General features: G+C 64.6%; 15 protein-coding genes and 1 tRNA gene. 10 read left to right on the top strand and 6 right to left on the bottom strand.

Translation table 11 applies throughout. The features are described from left to right. Nucleotides 1–2: 2 nt before the first annotated feature. The 10 genes from mraY to lpxC all read left to right on the top strand — a co-directional run bounded on the left by mraY (nt 3) and on the right by lpxC (nt 11,658). Nucleotides 3–1,085, top strand: coding sequence for a phospho-N-acetylmuramoyl-pentapeptide-transferase (gene mraY, locus HNO52_RS13220; RefSeq protein WP_197565747.1), 1,083 nt, complete (start codon nt 3–5; stop codon nt 1,083–1,085). A gap of 38 nt (nt 1,086–1,123) precedes the next feature. Further along, nucleotides 1,124–2,503, top strand: a complete 1,380-nt coding sequence (murD, locus tag HNO52_RS13215; RefSeq protein ID WP_197565746.1) for a UDP-N-acetylmuramoyl-L-alanine--D-glutamate ligase — start codon at nt 1,124–1,126, stop codon at nt 2,501–2,503. Further along, nucleotides 2,496–3,752 carry a putative lipid II flippase FtsW gene (ftsW, locus tag HNO52_RS13210; RefSeq protein ID WP_197565745.1) on the top strand — a complete coding sequence of 419 codons (1,257 nt, stop codon included), beginning with the start codon at nt 2,496–2,498 and terminating at the stop codon, nt 3,750–3,752. Before murD ends, ftsW begins: the two co-directional genes overlap by 8 nt. Nucleotides 3,753–3,781: 29 nt before the next feature. Further along, on the top strand, nt 3,782–4,837 hold the full coding sequence (gene murG, locus HNO52_RS13205; RefSeq protein ID WP_232090816.1) for an undecaprenyldiphospho-muramoylpentapeptide beta-N-acetylglucosaminyltransferase: 1,056 nt from the start codon (nt 3,782–3,784) through the stop codon (nt 4,835–4,837). A 58-nt stretch (nt 4,838–4,895) separates the two neighbouring features. Continuing rightward, nucleotides 4,896–6,308, top strand: a complete 1,413-nt coding sequence (gene murC / locus HNO52_RS13200) for a UDP-N-acetylmuramate--L-alanine ligase (RefSeq protein ID WP_197569229.1) — start codon at nt 4,896–4,898, stop codon at nt 6,306–6,308. Beyond that, nucleotides 6,305–7,234: a D-alanine--D-alanine ligase gene (locus HNO52_RS13195; RefSeq protein WP_197565743.1), complete on the top strand. Its 930-nt coding sequence runs from the start codon at nt 6,305–6,307 to the stop codon at nt 7,232–7,234. The genes murC and HNO52_RS13195 overlap by 4 nt, the downstream gene beginning before the upstream one ends. Then, nucleotides 7,231–7,953: a cell division protein FtsQ/DivIB gene (locus HNO52_RS13190; RefSeq protein ID WP_197565742.1), complete on the top strand. Its 723-nt coding sequence runs from the start codon at nt 7,231–7,233 to the stop codon at nt 7,951–7,953. The genes HNO52_RS13195 and HNO52_RS13190 overlap by 4 nt, the downstream gene beginning before the upstream one ends. A 195-nt stretch (nt 7,954–8,148) precedes the next feature. Beyond that, nucleotides 8,149–9,432 carry a cell division protein FtsA gene (ftsA, locus tag HNO52_RS13185; protein ID WP_197565741.1) on the top strand — a complete coding sequence of 428 codons (1,284 nt, stop codon included), beginning with the start codon at nt 8,149–8,151 and terminating at the stop codon, nt 9,430–9,432. Between the two features lie 33 nt (nt 9,433–9,465). Then, entirely contained in the window at nt 9,466–10,635 is a 1,170-nt protein-coding gene (gene ftsZ, locus HNO52_RS13180) for a cell division protein FtsZ (RefSeq protein WP_197565740.1), read from the top strand. A 111-nt stretch (nt 10,636–10,746) separates the two neighbouring features. After that, nucleotides 10,747–11,658 carry a UDP-3-O-acyl-N-acetylglucosamine deacetylase gene (lpxC, locus tag HNO52_RS13175; RefSeq protein ID WP_197565739.1) on the top strand — a complete coding sequence of 304 codons (912 nt, stop codon included), beginning with the start codon at nt 10,747–10,749 and terminating at the stop codon, nt 11,656–11,658. Nucleotides 11,659–11,724: 66 nt separating this feature from the next. Here the strand turns inward: lpxC and bioA are convergent, their stop codons facing one another. The 6 genes from bioA to bioF all read right to left on the bottom strand — a co-directional run bounded on the left by bioA (nt 11,725) and on the right by bioF (nt 16,661). Further along, complete coding sequence (gene bioA / locus HNO52_RS13170; RefSeq protein WP_197565738.1) at nt 11,725–12,990, bottom strand: adenosylmethionine--8-amino-7-oxononanoate transaminase; 1,266 nt, start codon at nt 12,988–12,990, stop codon at nt 11,725–11,727. A 146-nt stretch (nt 12,991–13,136) separates the two neighbouring features. Further along, a tRNA-Leu gene (locus HNO52_RS13165) sits at nt 13,137–13,221 on the bottom strand. A gap of 44 nt (nt 13,222–13,265) precedes the next feature. Continuing rightward, complete coding sequence (bioD, locus tag HNO52_RS13160; RefSeq protein WP_197565737.1) at nt 13,266–13,967, bottom strand: dethiobiotin synthase; 702 nt, start codon at nt 13,965–13,967, stop codon at nt 13,266–13,268. After that, nucleotides 13,964–14,776: a methyltransferase domain-containing protein gene (locus HNO52_RS13155; protein WP_197565736.1), complete on the bottom strand. Its 813-nt coding sequence runs from the start codon at nt 14,774–14,776 to the stop codon at nt 13,964–13,966. The genes bioD and HNO52_RS13155 overlap by 4 nt, the downstream gene beginning before the upstream one ends. Beyond that, nucleotides 14,773–15,510 carry an alpha/beta fold hydrolase gene (locus HNO52_RS13150; protein WP_197565735.1) on the bottom strand — a complete coding sequence of 246 codons (738 nt, stop codon included), beginning with the start codon at nt 15,508–15,510 and terminating at the stop codon, nt 14,773–14,775. The genes HNO52_RS13155 and HNO52_RS13150 overlap by 4 nt, the downstream gene beginning before the upstream one ends. Continuing rightward, complete coding sequence (gene bioF / locus HNO52_RS13145) at nt 15,507–16,661, bottom strand: 8-amino-7-oxononanoate synthase (protein ID WP_197565734.1); 1,155 nt, start codon at nt 16,659–16,661, stop codon at nt 15,507–15,509. Before bioF ends, HNO52_RS13150 begins: the two co-directional genes overlap by 4 nt. Between the last annotated feature and the right edge of the window lie 5 nt (nt 16,662–16,666).

The raw sequence follows: 16,666 nt of genomic DNA, 5'->3' as shown, positions 1-16,666 counted from the left end.
ACATGCTGCTTTTTCTGGCTGATTTTCTGGCGCAGTATCAGAGCGCCTTCAATGTCTTCAATTACCTGACCCTGCGCATGATCCTGGGCACCATGACGGCCCTGCTGCTGTGCCTGTGGCTGGGCCCATGGATGATCCGCCGCCTGGTCGAACGGCAGATCGGTCAGGCGGTACGCGACGACGGCCCGCAATCGCACCTGTCCAAGGCCGGTACGCCGACCATGGGCGGCGCCATGATCCTGATGTCGATCGCCGTTGGCACGCTGCTGTGGGCCGACCTGAGCAATCGCTTCGTGTGGATCGTGCTGGTGGTGACGCTGGGCTTCGGGGCGATCGGCTGGGTCGACGATTACCGCAAGGTAGTCGAGAAAAATCCCCGTGGCCTGCCGGCGCGCTGGAAGTACTTCTGGCAGTCGGTGTTCGGCCTCGGTACGGCCCTGATGCTCTACCTGACGGCAACCAGTCCGGCGGAAACCAGCCTGATCGTACCCATGTTCAAGGACATCGTGCTCCCGCTGGGCGTGTTCTATGTCGTGCTCACCTATCTGGTGATCGTGGGCAGTTCCAACGCCGTGAATCTCACCGATGGTCTCGACGGTTTGGCCATCATGCCCACCGTCATGGTCGCCATGGGGTTGGCGATCTTCGCTTACGCCAGCGGTAACGCGGTATTCGCCAACTATCTGCAGATTCCCAACATCGTCGGAGCCGGTGAGCTGGCGGTGTTCTGTGCCACCATTGCCGGGGCCGGACTCGGCTTCCTGTGGTTCAATACCTATCCGGCCCAAGTCTTCATGGGCGATGTCGGTGCGCTGGCGCTGGGCGCGGCGCTGGGCGTAGTCGCCGTCATCGTGCGTCAGGAGATCGTGCTTTTCATCATGGGCGGCATCTTCGTGCTGGAAACCATTTCGGTGATCCTGCAAGTCGGCTCCTACAAGCTGACCGGGCGGCGTATCTTCCGCATGGCGCCGTTGCATCACCATTATGAACTCAAGGGTTGGCCGGAGCCGCGGGTCATCGTGCGCTTCTGGATCATCACCGTGGTATTGGTGCTGGTCGGCCTGGCCACGCTGAAGGTTCGCTAAGCCAGGGGACGCCGGTTCCACCGAGCGAGGAGGCCGCAATGCCCAAGGTGGCGAAGGGAGAGACACTGGTGGTCGGGCTCGGCGTATCGGGTCGTGCGATCTGCAGGCATCTGGCCCGCGAGGGGGTGCCCTTCATGGTGGCCGATACCCGTGAAGAACCACCGGGGCTCGACGCGTTCCGTGACGCCCACCCTGGCGTTGGCCTACATTGCGGGCCGCTCACGGCGCTCGACATGAGCGAGGCAGAGGAGATCGTGGTGAGCCCCGGCGTCGATCCCCATACGCCGGGCCTGGCCGAGAGGCAGGGGCATCGGCGCGCCAACGGGGAGCCGCTGGTGGTCGGCGAGATCGCTCTATTCGTGCGTGCGGCGCATGCCCCGATCGCCGCCATCACCGGCTCCAATGCCAAGTCCACGGTGACCACCCTGCTCGGCGACATGGCCGAGGCAGCCGACAAGCGGGTGGCGGTCGGCGGCAATCTTGGCACGCCGGCCCTGGATCTGCTGGTCGAGGTGCCAGAGGCGGAACTCTACGTGCTCGAGCTCTCCAGCTTCCAGCTCGAGACCACGCCCTGCCTGGGAGCCGAAACCGTCGCCTTTCTCAATCTGTCCGAGGATCACCTGGACCGGCATGGCGATATGGCCGGGTATCGAGCCGCCAAGCTCGGCATCTTTCGCGGTGCCCGGCACGCCGTGGTCAACGCCGAGGACCGCATGACCTGGCCGGATGCGCCGCTTCCGGCGATGGAGCGATTCACGACCCAGCCTCCCGAGGCGGGCGAGTGGGGCATTGCCAAGCGGGGCGGCCAGGACTGGCTGATGCATGACGGCACCGCGCTGATGGCGACTGCTGAACTGGGGCTGGCCGGTCGGCACAATCAGGCCAATGCCCTGGCGGCCCTGGCGATGGGCCACCATCTCGGGTTTTCGCTCGCGTCCATGTGCCAGGTACTGCGCCAGTTCAAGGGCTTGGCCCATCGCAGCGAAGTACTCGCCGATATCGATGGCGTGCGCTGGATCAATGACTCCAAGGGGACCAATGTCGGTGCGACGCTTGCCGCCATTGCCGGGCTGGGCCCGGCTCAGCCGGGACGGATCGTGCTGTTGGCCGGTGGCGTGGGCAAGGGAGCCGACTTCGCGCCGCTGGCCGGGCCCATGGCCCGCTATGGGCGCGAGGCGATCCTGTTCGGTACCGATGCCCCCCGGCTTGCCGCCGCTCTGGAAGACAGTGTGGCCGTAACCCGGGTAGCCGACCTCGAGGCCGCCATGCAGCGCGCGCGAAAGATCGCCGAACCGGGCGATTGTGTGCTGCTCTCGCCGGCTTGCGCGAGTCTCGATCAGTTTCCCAATTACCTGGCCCGTGGCGAGGCATTTCGGCAGTGGGTCCAGCGTCTCGTCGAGGAGGGCGGACATGGCTAGAGCCAAGACGTCATCCACGCGCAGGTTCGTCCGCTTGCGTCGGCTGCGCGCGGCGCTTTCGACCCGAGATCAGCCGTTCGATGGCTGGCTGCTGTTTGCCGCGCTGGCACTGATCTTGATCGGCTGGGTCATGGTCACTTCGGCCTCCACCGAGGTGGCGGCAAGTCTCACCGGCAACCCCTGGTACTTCAGTCAGCGTCACGGCCTGTTCGTGATCATGGCGCTGTTGGCGGCAACCGCCACGTTGCGCTCGCCGTTGGCCTGGTGGCGAGCCAATGGGCCATTACTGCTTCTGGCCAGCATCGCACTGCTGTTGCTGGTACTGCTGGTCGGGCGCGAGGTCAACGGCAGCCGGCGCTGGCTATCGATTCCGCTGTTGCCTTTCAACTTGCAGATATCGGAATTGGCTAAGCTCTGCCTGATCGTTTATCTCGCCGGTTATCTGGAGCGCTTCCTGCCCGAAGTGCGCCGCAGTTGGGGCGCCTTCCTGCGTCCGCTGATGGTGATGGGCGTCATCGCCGTGCTGTTGATTCTCGAGCCCGATTACGGCGCCGTCGTCGTGATGACCGGCTGCGTGATGGGCATGCTGCTGCTGGCAGGGGCGCCGTGGGGGCGGTTCGTCCTGATTCTGATGGCGGTTGGCCTGCTTGGCTTCTACGTGGCGATCGCCGAGCCCTATCGGCTGGCGCGTCTGACCAGCTTCTCCGACCCTTGGGCCGACCAATTCGCCAGCGGTTATCAGTTGACCCAGGCTCTGATCGCCTTCGGGCGCGGTCACTGGCTGGGCATGGGGTTGGGCAATAGCGTGCAGAAGTTGTTCTATCTGCCTGAGGCGCATACCGACTTCGTTTTCGCCGTGTTGGCCGAAGAGCTCGGCCTGTTCGGTGCCGTCGCCGTGGTGGGCTTGTTCGCGCTGTTGATCTGGCGGGCATTGGCGGTCGGGCGGCGGGCCGAATTGGCAGGGCTGGGCTTTGCCGCTTTTGTCAGCTACGGCATCGCCATGGTGATCGGCGCCCAGGCCTTCATCAATATCGCCGTGAGTACCGGCATGTTACCGACCAAAGGGCTGACCCTGCCGCTGCTCAGCTACGGCGGTTCCAGCCTGCTGGTAAGTGCGGCCATGGTGGGCCTGTTGCTGCGTGTGGATATCGACACTCGCCAGGCGCTGCGGCGCGCCGGCCCGTCCGCCCCTCGTGAGACGGCGGGGCGACGCGAGGCCAGAATCAATGCACAGGGAGTGATGAAGTGAAGCGGGCGGCAACACGACGCGTTCTGATCATGGCGGGTGGCACCGGCGGACATGTCATTCCCGCGCTGTCGCTGGCGCACGGGCTGCAGGCCGAGGCGCTGGAAGTGCATTGGCTGGGCAGCCCGCACGGTATCGAGAATCGCCTGGTGCCGGCGGCCGGGCTGCCCCTGCATCGCATTGCCGTGGCCGGCCTGCGCGGTAACGGCCTGGCCGGCTGGCTCAAGGCACCGTTCAATCTGACCCGTGCCGTGTGGCAGGCGGCGCGCATCATCCGCCAGCTTGACCCGGTACTGGTGGTGGGGCTCGGCGGTTTCGCCAGCGGTCCCGGCGGGTTGGCGGCCTGGCTGCTGCGCCGTCCACTGGTGATTCATGAACAGAATGCCGTGGCGGGCTTGACCAATCGCGCCTTGGCGCGGCTGGCTCGGCGCGTCTATGCCGCCTTCCCGCAGGCGTTCGGCAGGCGGGGAGAAGTGGTGGGTAACCCGGTGCGGGACGATATCGCCGCCCTGGGCGCATTACCGCGAGAGGCTGTTGCGATGCGCGACAGGCGACTGAGATTGCTGGTGGCCGGGGGCTCGCTGGGGGCGCTGGCGCTCAACCAGCGCCTGCCCGAGGCATTGGCCGCGCTGCCCGAGGCGAGCCGCCCCGAGGTGCGCCACCAAGCCGGTCGCGACAAGGACGTGGCGACTCGCGAGGCCTACGCGGCACAGGGCGTCGAGGCCCAGGTGAGTGCTTTCATCGACGACATGGCGGCGGCCTACGACTGGGCCGACCTGGTGGTATGCCGAGCCGGGGCATTGACCGTGGCCGAGGTGGCCGCTGCGGCCAAGCCGGCCCTGTTCGTGCCCTTGCCTCACGCGGTGGACGACCATCAGACCGCCAATGCCCGCGCCTTGGTGGCGGCGGGTGCGGCACAGTTGATGCCGCAAAAACAAATGACCGCGGCGGCGCTGGCCGAGAGCCTGGCGACGCTGCTCGAACCTTACATTCTCGCCACCATGGCCCGACAGGCGCGCCGCTGTGCGCATCTCGATGCCGTCGAGCGTCTGGTGGCCGGTTGCATGGAGACAGCGCTTGAGCGATAGCACCTTGAGGCCGGTACCCGGTCAGGCAACGCTGCCACGCCACGGGCGTGGCCTGGGCATGCGCCGTATTCGACATATCCATTTCGTTGGCATCGGTGGCGCCGGTATGTGCGGCATCGCCGAAGTGCTTGCCAACCAGGGCTACCAGGTCAGCGGTAGCGACCTGAAGACCTCGCCGGTGGTGAGCCGACTGCGCGAGCATGGCATCCGCGTGGCCATCGGCCATGCCGAGGACAACGTGGCGGGAGCCGACGTAGTGGTGATCTCCACCGCCGTGGACTCGTCGAATCCCGAAATCCGCTGGGCCCAGGAGCATCGTGTGCCGGTCGTACGCCGCGCCGAGATGCTCGCCGAGCTGATGCGTTTTCGCCATGGCATTGCAGTGGCCGGTACCCACGGCAAGACCACTACTACCAGCCTGACGGCAACGCTGCTGGCCGAGGGCGGGCTCGACCCGACCTTCGTCATCGGCGGCAAGCTGACCAGCGCTGGCGCCAATGCGCGACTGGGCGAGGGGGATTATCTGGTTGCCGAGGCCGACGAGTCCGACGCCTCCTTCCTGCACCTGCAGCCGATGGTGTCGATCGTCACCAATATCGACGCCGATCACATGAGTACCTACGGCGGTGACTTCGAGCGGCTCAAGGGCACCTTCATCGAGTTTTTGCACAACCTGCCCTTCTATGGGCTGGCCATCCTGTGCATCGACGACGAGCACGTGCGCGGTCTGCTCGAGCGCATCCATCGACAGTTCGTGACTTACGGCTTCAACGAGGATGCCGACTACCGAGTCGTCGGCTTCACCCAGCAGGCCGGTGAGGTTCGCTTCACCGCGCTGCGGCCTGATGGGTTGGCCCCGCTGGACGTTCATCTGAGCATGCCGGGGCGGCACAATGCGCTCAATGCATTGGCAGCAATCGCCGTCGCTACCGACGCCGGCGTCGCCGATGCCGCCATCCTGCGTGGCCTGGCCGGCTTTGCCGGCGTGGGGCGCCGCTTCCAGGTACATGGCCATTTCGCTCCGCCCGGCGGTAGCGGCGAGGTCATGCTGGTGGATGACTATGGGCACCATCCGCGCGAGGTCGAGATGGTCATCAACGCGGTGCGGGCCGGCTGGCCACAGCGCCGGTTGGTGATGATCTACCAGCCTCACCGCTTTACCCGCACCCGCGACCTCTACGAGGACTTCGTGCGTGTGCTCGCCGGGGTCGACGTACTGCTGCTGCTCGACGTATACAGTGCGGGAGAGCCGCCCATCCCCGGCGCCGATGGCAAGACTCTTGCAGGCTCCATCCGTCAGCGCGGCACGCTCGATCCGATCTTCGTGCAGAACAAGTCGGAACTGCCATCGCTGCTGGCCAAGGTGCTACGTGCCGACGATATCCTGATCACACAAGGCGCGGGGGATGTGGGCGGTATTGCCCTTGGGTTGGCCGAGAGCCGGTTGATTCTCGACGAGGTAGAGCTATGACGCAGGCGAGCGAGTTTGGGCGGGTCGTGGTGCTGTATGGTGGTAATTCCGCCGAGCGTGAGGTTTCCCTCAGAAGCGGGGCGGCGGTACTGGCGGCGCTCCAGCGCAGCGGCATCGACGTGATCGGTTACGATCCGGCCGATGGCGGCCTGGTCGGTCTCGAGGCGCTCGCTCCCGATCGCGTCTTCATCGTCCTGCATGGCCGAGGAGGAGAAGACGGGACCCTGCAGGGTGCTCTCGAACTGCTGGGCATTCCCTACACCGGCAGCGGTGTGCTGGCATCTGCGCTGGGCATGGACAAGCAGCGCACCAAGCTCGTCTGGCAGGCCCTTGGATTGCCGACCCCTGAATCGCTGATGCTGGCGGAAGATGCCGACTGGGACGGTATCATTGCCCGGCTCGGGTTGCCGCTAATCGTCAAGCCGGTACACGAAGGCTCGACCCTGGGCATCAGCATCGTCGACAGCAAGGCGGCCCTCGAGTCGGCCTACCACGAGGCGGCACGCTTCGATGCGCGGGTCATGGCCGAGCGCTTCATCCATGGCGAGGAGTATACGGTGTCGCTGTTGGGTGGGCGCGTACTGCCGGCGATTCGCGTCGAGGTACCCAGCGGCTTTTATGACTACGAAGCCAAGTACAACTCCAACGATACGCGCTACCACTTGCCCTGTGGCCTGGATGCCGAACAAGAGGCAGCGCTGGGCGAGCTGTGCCGGCAAGCCTTCGAGGCTGTCGGTGGAGAAGGCTGGGGGCGCGTCGACGTGATGCGCGACGGCGAGGGTCGCTTCTGGCTGATCGAGGTCAACACTGCGCCAGGCATGACCGACCATAGCCTTGTGCCTCAGGCAGCCGCCCATGCCGGCATTGAATTCGATGCACTGGTGCGGAGCATCCTCGCGACTACGCTGGAGCCGCGTCAGGCATGAGCACCCGCGGCTCGACGTTGGGCATACTGCTGTTGCTGATCCTGCTGGGGGCCGGCGGTCGCGCCCTGTGGACCTGGCTCGACCGGCCCATAGAGCGCGTGGCGATCCGCGGCGAATTGCATCACGTCAGTGCCGACTATCTGCGTTCGCAGCTGGCGCCGCTGCTGAAGGGGCAAACCTGGCTGTCGGCCGATCTCCCGGCGCTGCGTCGTCGTGCACGCGACATCAATTGGCTGGCTGAAGTCCGGCTATCGCGGGAGTGGCCTTATGCCCTGGCCTTCGAACTGGTCGAGCAGGTGCCGGTGGCACGCTGGAACGACGGCTACCTGCTCAACCCGGACGGAGAACCCTTCGCCTTCGCCCCGGTGGAGCCGCCGGGAGACCTGCCGGACCTGGCCGGGCCGGTGGGTAGTGGCGCCGAGGTTCTGGCTTATCATGACCGCTTGGTTCCTCGCTTCGAAGCGCTGGGGCTGACCATCACTCAGCTGCGACTGGAGCCGCGTGGGGCCTGGCGTTTCCAGCTCGATGACGGTGTCTGGGTAATGCTGGGGCGCAGTGATCGCGAGGCTCGACTGGCCAGGCTGACGGCTGCGTGGCATCGGCAATTGGGTCCGCAGGCAACACATATTCGCTATATCGACTTGCGTTATCCCAACGGTGTGGCAGTGGCCTGGCATGGCGAAACCGACATCGAAAAGGAAGATGACGGTACGGGTTGAAACCTTTTGTCACGAACAGGCCTCATGTTGCAGCCATTGCGGTGTTTTCTTTATCTCCAATAACCCGTATTGTGAACCAGGTTTTTCATAATGGACTGGTGGTTTAACGCCAGTTGTTTCTATAATGGGCGCAATGACCATTTATCAGAATAATGGGATACCCAGCGGGTCAAGTTTCAGGAGACACTCCGGCGCATGGCAGTCACTTCCAACTCATCCAATATGGTAGTCGGACTGGATATAGGAACGTCCAAGGTAGTTGCCATTGTCGGACAGTCTACCGATGACGGCGGCATCGAGATTGCCGGGATCGGATCGCACCCTTCGCGTGGCATGAAAAAAGGCGTGGTGATCAACATCGAGTCGACCGTCCAGTCGATTCAGCGCGCCGTGGAAGAGGCCGAGTTGATGGCCGGCTGCGATATCCATTCGGTCTATGTCGGCGTGGCGGGCAGTCATATCAGTTCGATGAATTCGGACGGTGTGGTCGCGATAAAAGAGCGCGAAGTGATGTCCACCGATATCGATCGTGTCATCGATTCAGCTCGAGCGCGTGCAATCTCTGAGGGGCAGCGTGTGCTGCACGTTTTGCCTCAGGAATTCTCCATCGACACCCAAGGCGGCATTCGTGAGCCGCTGGGGATGTCGGGTGTGCGTCTCGAGGCGCGCGTACATCTGGTTACCGCTGCGCTCAATGCAGTGCAGAATATCGATAAATGCGTACGACGCTGCGGCCTGGAGGTCGATGCCATCATTCTCGAACAGCTCGCCTCCAGCATGGCGGTACTGACCGAGGATGAGCGCGAGCTTGGTGTCTGCATGGTCGACATCGGTGGCGGTACCACCGATATCGCCGTCTTTACCGAAGGGGCCATTCGCCATACGGCGGTGATCCCCATCGCCGGCGATCAGGTGACTAACGATATCGCCATGGCGCTGCGCACCCCGACCCAGTACGCCGAAGAGATCAAGGTCAAGTACGCCTGCGCCCTGACCCAGTTGGCAGCAAGCGATGAAATGATCAAGGTGCCAAGCGTCGGCGATCGCCCCGCTCGCGATCTGTCGCGCCAGGCATTGGCCGAAGTGGTGGAGCCGCGCTACGAGGAACTGTTCACCTTGATTCGCGACGAGCTGAGGCGCAGCGGCTACGAGGACCTGGTGGCAGCCGGCGTGGTACTCACCGGCGGCACCTCGCGCATGGAAGGGGTCGTCGAGCTGGCCGAGGAGATATTCCACATGCCGGTTCGTATCGCCTGTCCCCTCAACGTGCGTGGACTCTCGGACGTAGTACGCAACCCGATTTATTCCACTGGTGTAGGTTTGCTACATTACGCTCTTCAGGAGGCTCGGCAGGGGCATGGCCGCGAGAGCAGGGCAGTGGCAGCGCCACCCAGGCGCGAAGACGTCTCACAGCGTGGAGGATTGGAAGGAATGCCTGCGCTGGCAAAACTCAAGGGCTGGTTGAAAGGAAATTTCTAATAGGGCCGCGGCGCGGTCCAGGAGACGGGGCTTATGTTCGAACTGGTAGATAGCGCACCCTCGAGCAGTGCGGTCATCAAGGTCGTCGGCGTAGGTGGCGGCGGTGGCAACGCCGTCAATCACATGGTCGAGAGCAATATCGAAGGCGTCGAGTTCATCTGCGCCAACACGGACGCCCAAGCGCTCAAGCGGGTGGCCGCCAAGACCGTGCTCCAGCTTGGCAACGAGATCACCAAAGGCCTGGGCGCCGGGGCCAACCCCGACGTGGGTCGCCAGGCCGCGATGGAGGATCGTGAGCGCATCGCCGAGCTGATCAGCGGCGCCGACATGGTCTTCATCACCGCAGGCATGGGCGGTGGTACCGGCACCGGCGGCGCGCCGGTCGTGGCCCAGGTGGCGAAGGAACTCGGCATCCTTACCGTGGCCGTCGTCACTCGTCCGTTCCCCTTCGAAGGGCCGAAGCGCATGCGCGTGGCCGAAGAGGGCATGAGGGAACTGTCGGAGCACGTCGACTCCCTGATCACCATTCCCAACGAGAAGCTGCTCTCGGTGCTGGGCAAGAACGCCAGCCTGTTAACCGCCTTCAGTGCCGCGAATGACGTGCTGCTGGGTGCCGTGCAGGGGATCGCCGAGCTGATCACCAGTCCCGGCATCATCAACGTCGACTTCGCCGACGTGCGCACCGTGATGTCCGAGATGGGCATGGCGATGATGGGCACCGGTGGTGCCACTGGTGAGAACCGCGCTCGCGAAGCCGCAGAAAAAGCCATCCGCAGCCCGCTGCTGGAGGACATCGACCTGCACGGCGCGCGTGGAATCCTGGTCAACATCACGGCCGGCCCGGACCTGTCGATCGGCGAATTCAATGACGTCGGCGCTACGGTTCAGGAGTTCGCCTCGCAGGACGCAACCATCGTCGTGGGTACCTCGATCGACATGGACATGACCGACGAGCTGCGGGTTACCGTCGTGGCCGCAGGCCTCGAGGGGCGCCAGGTCAAGGCGGCTGGGCGCGAAACCGCCAAGCGCAACGAGGGTAGCGAGTATCGTCAGCGTGCGCAGCCGGCCATGCGCCAGCAGAGTGCCATGCCCAAGGCCGAGCCTCAGGAGGCGGTCAAGCCGCAGCCGGAAAAGCGTCGCTCGCCTCAGGAATTGGATGATTACCTCGATATCCCGGCCTTCCTGCGTCGTCAAGCCGATTGACAGAAGCTATTGCGAGCATAGGCAGGGCCAGGAGATGTTTTTTTGTTGAAACACTCGTTCGGTGTTATAGTGAACGGTGTTTGATAACTTACAACGGCCTGGCTACTGCCCATGATCAGACAACGCACCCTGCAAAACACCATCCGCGCCACTGGCGTTGGCCTTCATTCCGGGAAGAAGGTGTACCTGACCTTGCGTCCGGCCCCGGTGAATACCGGAATCGTGTTCGTGCGTACGGACCTGGATCCCGAGGTACAGGTGCCGGCCAGCGCTGCCCTGGTCACCGACACCACCCTGTGCACCGCGCTCTCGCGAAGTGACGTCAAGGTGGCAACCGTGGAACATCTCATGTCCGCACTGGCTGGCCTGGGGATCGACAATGCCTATATCGACCTCAGCGCGCCCGAAGTGCCGATCATGGATGGTAGCGCCGGTCCTTTCGTGTTCCTGATCCAGTCGGCAGGCATCGCCGAACAGGAAGCTGCCAAGAAGTTCATCCGCATCAAGCGTGAGGTGGTGGTGCAGGATGACGGCAAGGAAGCACGCTTCCTGCCGCATCAAGGCTTCAAGGTGACGTTCGCCATTGAATTCGATCATCCGGTGTTCGAGGATCAGAAGCAGACCGCAGTAGTGGATTTCTCCACGACCTCCTTCGTCAAGGAAGTTTCACGCGCCAGAACCTTCGGCTTCATGCGTGATCTCGAACACCTGCGCGCCAATAACCTGGCGCTGGGCGGCAGCCTCGACAATGCTATCGTCGTCGACGAGTACCGTATCGTCAACGAGGGCGGGCTGCGCTATGAAGACGAGTTCGTCAAGCACAAGGTACTCGATGCCATCGGCGATCTCTATTTGCTGGGGCATAGCCTGATCGGCGAGTTCCGCGGCGTGAAATCGGGGCATGCGTTGAATAATCAGCTATGCCGGGCACTGCTGGCCCAGCCCGATGCCTACGAGATCGTTACCTTCGAGAACGAGCGCGAGCTGGCTCCGATCTCCTACGCCCAGCCTATCATGGCCTGATGAGCCGGCGATCGACTGCATTGGCGAAGTGAAAAGCGCCGCCCTCCATGAGGGCGGCGTTTTCTTTCAGGCGAACCACGCCTTCATCGTCTGGGTAATGCTGCGCATCTCCTCGCATGACGTGATATAGGCGGGCATCGTGTAGAGCCAGCGGCCGAAAGGGCGCAGCCAGACACCACGGGCGCGAGCAAATGCCGCGACGCCCGCGAGGTCTTTGGCATCGTTGACCTCGATGACGGCGGTAGCGCCCAGTACCCGGATGTCACGCACCCGAGGGTGACTGCGAAGTGCCGGGTCTTCCTGCAATTCTTCGCGCAGCACGCGGTTGAGCACGGCGATCTTGTCCAGATAATTCTCTTCCTCGAACACGGCGAGGCTTTCCAGCGCCACGCGGCAGGCCAGGGGGTTGCCCATGAAGGTGGGGCCATGCATGAAGGCGTGCTGTGGTGTGCTGCCGATGAAGGCATCGTGAACGCGGCCGGTGGCAAGGGTTGCTGCATGGCCCAGGTAGCCGCCGGTCAGTCCCTTTGAGAGCACCATGATGTCCGGCGTCACTTCGGCGTGGTCGGCGGCAAACAGCTTGCCGGTGCGGCCAAAGCCGGTGGCTACCTCGTCGAACACAAGCAGTACGTCGAATTCGTCGCACAGTTCACGTGCGCCCTTGAGGTAGAGCGGCGAAGTCATGTTGAGACCGCCGGCGGCCTGCAACAGCGGCTCCATCAGCAGCGCGGCGATCTCATGATGGTGCTGTTCGAGCACCTTGCGCAGGGTGGCGAGGTCCTGCCCGACGGCAGCGGGCTCGGCGTCGTAAGGGGCGGTGGGAGCCGGGGAAAAGTGATGGCGGGGCAGATAGCCGGAGAACAGGCTGTGCATGCCCTCCTCGGGGTCGCACACCGCCATGCAGCCGCTGGTGTCGCCATGGTAGGCCTTCATCAGCGACAGCATGCGGTGCTTGCCGGGTTTGCCGCATAAATGGTGGTACTGCACCGCCATTTTCATGGCCACTTCCATGCCCACCGAGCCGCTATCGGAGAAGAACACGTGCTCGAGCCCGGGCGGCGTGACTCTAACCAGTTCGCGCGCCAGGCGGTCAGCGGGATCATGGGTGAGGCCGCCCAGCATCACATGACACAGAGAGTCGGCCTGTTCCTTGATGGCCGCTACCAGGCGCGGGTGCGCATAGCCGTGGATCATGCACCACCACGAGCAGGTAGCGTCGAGCAGCGCCTCGCCGTCCTCAAGGGTGAAGCGAGCGCCTTTGCCGCCGATGACCTTGGGAGCGTCTTGTTGAGTGAGCAGGTGGGCATAGGGATGCCAGACGGGGGATGCCATCATGCCTCCGTGGATGCGAATGAACGGGGTGCGAGGGTGTGCAGCAGGCACACTTCTGTGCGGCGGCGATGAGGCGCCGTCGTGAGGAAAACTGAAGATGATGTGAGCCGGAGAGGGCCACGAAGCGAGGCAAGAACGAGCCGTGATGGTGCGGATGGGGAGACTTGAACTCCCACGCCCGAAGGCACCAGAACCTAAATCTGGCGTGTCTACCAATTCCACCACATCCGCAGGGCTGGGCAGGCGTCCACATTGTACGGACCCTCGGTCGCAAGTCAATCGCCTTCGGGTAGCTCGAGGTAGGGAACCGCGGCTTCTGGCCGCCTGGCTGCGCCAACTCGGCGCAGGCGTGGCACTACGCCGAGGCAGGGTGCCCCAAGGGTGCGCTGCAGCGTGGCCAGATTGTCGGCATAGAGCGAGGCGTCACGGGCGAAGTCGGCATCGAGCAGGTTGCCGACCCAGCCGGCAAGTCTTCCCCCATCCGCACGTATGGCTTCGGCCGTCAAGCGCGCATGGTTGAGGCAGCCGAGCTTGAGGCCGACCACCAGGATCACCGGCAGGTGCAGGTGCAGCGCCAAGCCGGTGAGATCTTCGCTGTCGTTGAGAGGCACGCGCCAGCCGCCGGCGCCCTCGATGAGAACGAGGTCGCGAGGTTCGTCCAGCAGCGGTGCGACATGCTCGTAGAGCTGGGCAAGGTCGATATTCACGCTAGCTTGAGCGGCGGCCAGGTGTGGGGCGATAGCGGGCTCGAAAGCGAATGGGTTGACCTGTTCGTAGAATACTGACGGCACGCTGCGTGCCAGCAGAGCGAGGGCATCGTCGTTACGCAGCCCGGCCTCGGTACGGCGGCATCCCGAAGCAATGGGCTTGAGTCCCAGGGTGGTCAGGCCTCGTGAGCGGGCCAGCGCCAGCATGCCGGCAGTGACGAGAGTCTTGCCGGCATCGGTATCGGTGCCGGTCACGAAATAACGGGTCATGTCGGCTCCTTGTCGAGCACCAAGGTTAGTCGCTGATAGCTGACCGGCAGCCCCGCAGGCTCGCGCAGCGACTCGTAGCGGCGCTTGGCACAGGCCAGATCGGAGCGGGTGAGGCGGGCAGCGGGGCGCGGCGTCTGGGCACCGACTCCCTTGATCGAGGCCATCACTGCCGTCAGGTCGGGGTAGAAGAAGCGCTCGGCGACGTCGTTGCACTGGGCATTGAGGAAGCCGGCCAGGCGTGCGCTGGCTAGATGCCCGTCCCGCGAACGGAAGTCGAGCAAGGCGTCAGGTGACGACCAGGCGTGGCCGACCTCCTGCAGGGTGGCGGGCCCCAGACTGTTGATCACGGCACGGCCACCGGGGCGCAGCACCCGGTAGAGTTCCGCCATCACGGCGTCGAGGTCCAGGCACCACTGGATGGCCAAGTTGGAAAACACCAGATCCACCTGCCCACACGCGAGGGGCAGGGCGGTGGCGTCGGCACACAGCCAGTCGCAGCTACCCGGGGCTTCGCGACGGGCAATGTCGAGCATCCCCGGGGCCAGGTCGAGCCCAAGCACTCGGCAGTCCGGACCGAAGCGGGACGCCAGGCGTCGGCCCCAGTGTCCGGGGCCGCAGCCCAGGTCGAGCACGCAATCAGCTCGATCAGGCAGCAGTGGCCAGAGCGCTTCGCCCATCTGCTGCTGAGCCTGGGCCAGGCGGGTGTACTGGCCCGACGCTCGGGAAAACGCTCGGGCAACGTGTCGCCGCCACACGCTTGGCGTGCTTGCCTCAAGGCCGATTGAGGTGTGCACGGTGCAGGGGGTCATGAGACGCTCTGCTCCTGTCCGATGTGGTCGAGATCACTCTCGCGCGCCAGCTCGACGAGGTGATTTGCCAGGGCATCCGGGCGCGACAGCATCGGGCAGTGGCCGCTATCGGTGAGAATCCGGTCGGCCACCTGGCGTGCCGCCTTTCCCATCAGCCTGTCCCGTTCACCGGCGAGTCGATAGATCGGGCAGGGCGGCCTGGCAAGTACGTCGCTGAGGTCGAGACATGCAAGTTGATCGAGGCCCGTCGCCAGGGTCTGGCTGGAAGCGCTGGGGTGACGACCCTGGAGATCGAGCAGGCGTCGATGTGCTACGCGCGCAGCAGGCTCCCCCTTCAACTGCCAGCGCAGGAAGTGTTGCCAGGTGGTATGTGGGTCGCGATCGAAAGCGCGGCGAAAGATGGCCAGCTTGTCAGGCCTGACGCCGTCTTCGCTGCAGAAGCGTGGCCCGGTTCCCACCAGCACCAGGGCGCGGGGAGGCGGCAGATGAGACAGCAACGCGCCGGCCAGCAGGCCACCGAGCGACCAGCCGACCCAGACGATGTCGCAAGGCAGGTCGTCGCGCATCTTGCCGGCCAGAGCCGGAAGCGTCGTCGGCAGGATGTCGTGTGTTCGTTCACCGTAGCCCGGCCAGTCGGGAGTACGCACTTCCACGTCGACTGGCCAATAGGGGGCGAGCGACTGCCAGATGCGGGCATCGATGCCCCAGCCGGAGAGCAAGACCAGCGTCGTCAATTCGTTCCCTCTCCTTGCAGGCGAGCCAGATTCTCCAGCAGGTGATCCAGGGACTCTCGGCCGTGGGTGGCATGCAGCGTGATGCGTAGCCGGGCCTCGCCACACGGCACGGTGGGCGGTCGAATGGCACCGACCAGCAAGCCCGCCCGGCGCAGCTGTTCGGCCCAGTGCAGAACACGCTGGCTCTCGCCGAGGATCAGCGGTTGGATAGGAGTGAACGAGTCGGCGAGCAGAAGGTTGAGCAACGCTGCCTCGTGGCGGAAATAGGCGATAGTGTCGCGCAGGCGCTCGCGTCGCTCGGGCTCGGCGGCCAGTATGTCGAGCGCCGCGAGGGTGGCGGCGGCCACGCCGGGTGGTTGGGCGGTGGTATAGACATAGGGGCGGGCAAACTGGATCAGATATTCGATCAATGGCTCGCTGCCGGCGACGAAGGCGCCACCGGTGCCCAGTGCCTTGCCCAGAGTGCCGACCAGTATCGGGACCCGCTCGACGCCATGGGCCCGGCCGACACAGCCGTCGCCATGGGCGCCGAGGACGCCCAGCCCGTGGGCGTCATCGATCATCAGCCAGGCACCGTGCCGGGCGCTGACTTCCGCCAGGCCGCCGATGTTGGCCACATCGCCGTCCATGCTGAACACGCCGTCGCTGACCACCAGCCTGGCCGAATCGCCCGGTGTCCGGCCGAGCAAGCGGTCGAGATCGTCGAGGTCGCGATGATGGAAACGCCGCGAGCGTGCCCCGGCAAGCCCGGCGCCATCAAGCAGGGAGGCGTGATTGAGACGATCCTGAAAGACTTGGGTATGACTATCGCACAGTGCCTGCAGCGTACCCAGGTTGGCCATGTAGCCGGTAGTGAAGAGCAGGGCGCGGGGGCGTCCGACGAGTTCGGCCAGGCGTCGCTCGAGGGTCTCGTGGACCTCCAGGTGGCCACTGACCAGGTGCGAGGCGCCGGCACCGGCGCCGAAGGCGCGTGCTCCCGCCGCCTGAGCCTCGGCCAGCCGCGGGTCGCCGGCCAGGCCAAGGTAATCGTTGCCGGCGAAATCGACCAGTCCGGCCTGGAACGTGCCGCGCTGGCGCCAAAGTCCCTGGGCACGGCGCCAGGCCACGGCCTCATCGAGACGCTCATGCCAGGCGTGCGGAGGGGGCGACATCGCGT

It is taken from the genome of Halomonas sp. MCCC 1A13316, from assembly GCF_014931605.1.
Lineage (GTDB): Bacteria > Pseudomonadota > Gammaproteobacteria > Pseudomonadales > Halomonadaceae > Halomonas.
The sequence above is the reverse complement of the archived record's forward strand: the minus strand, read 5'-3'. Positions and strand labels throughout refer to the sequence as shown.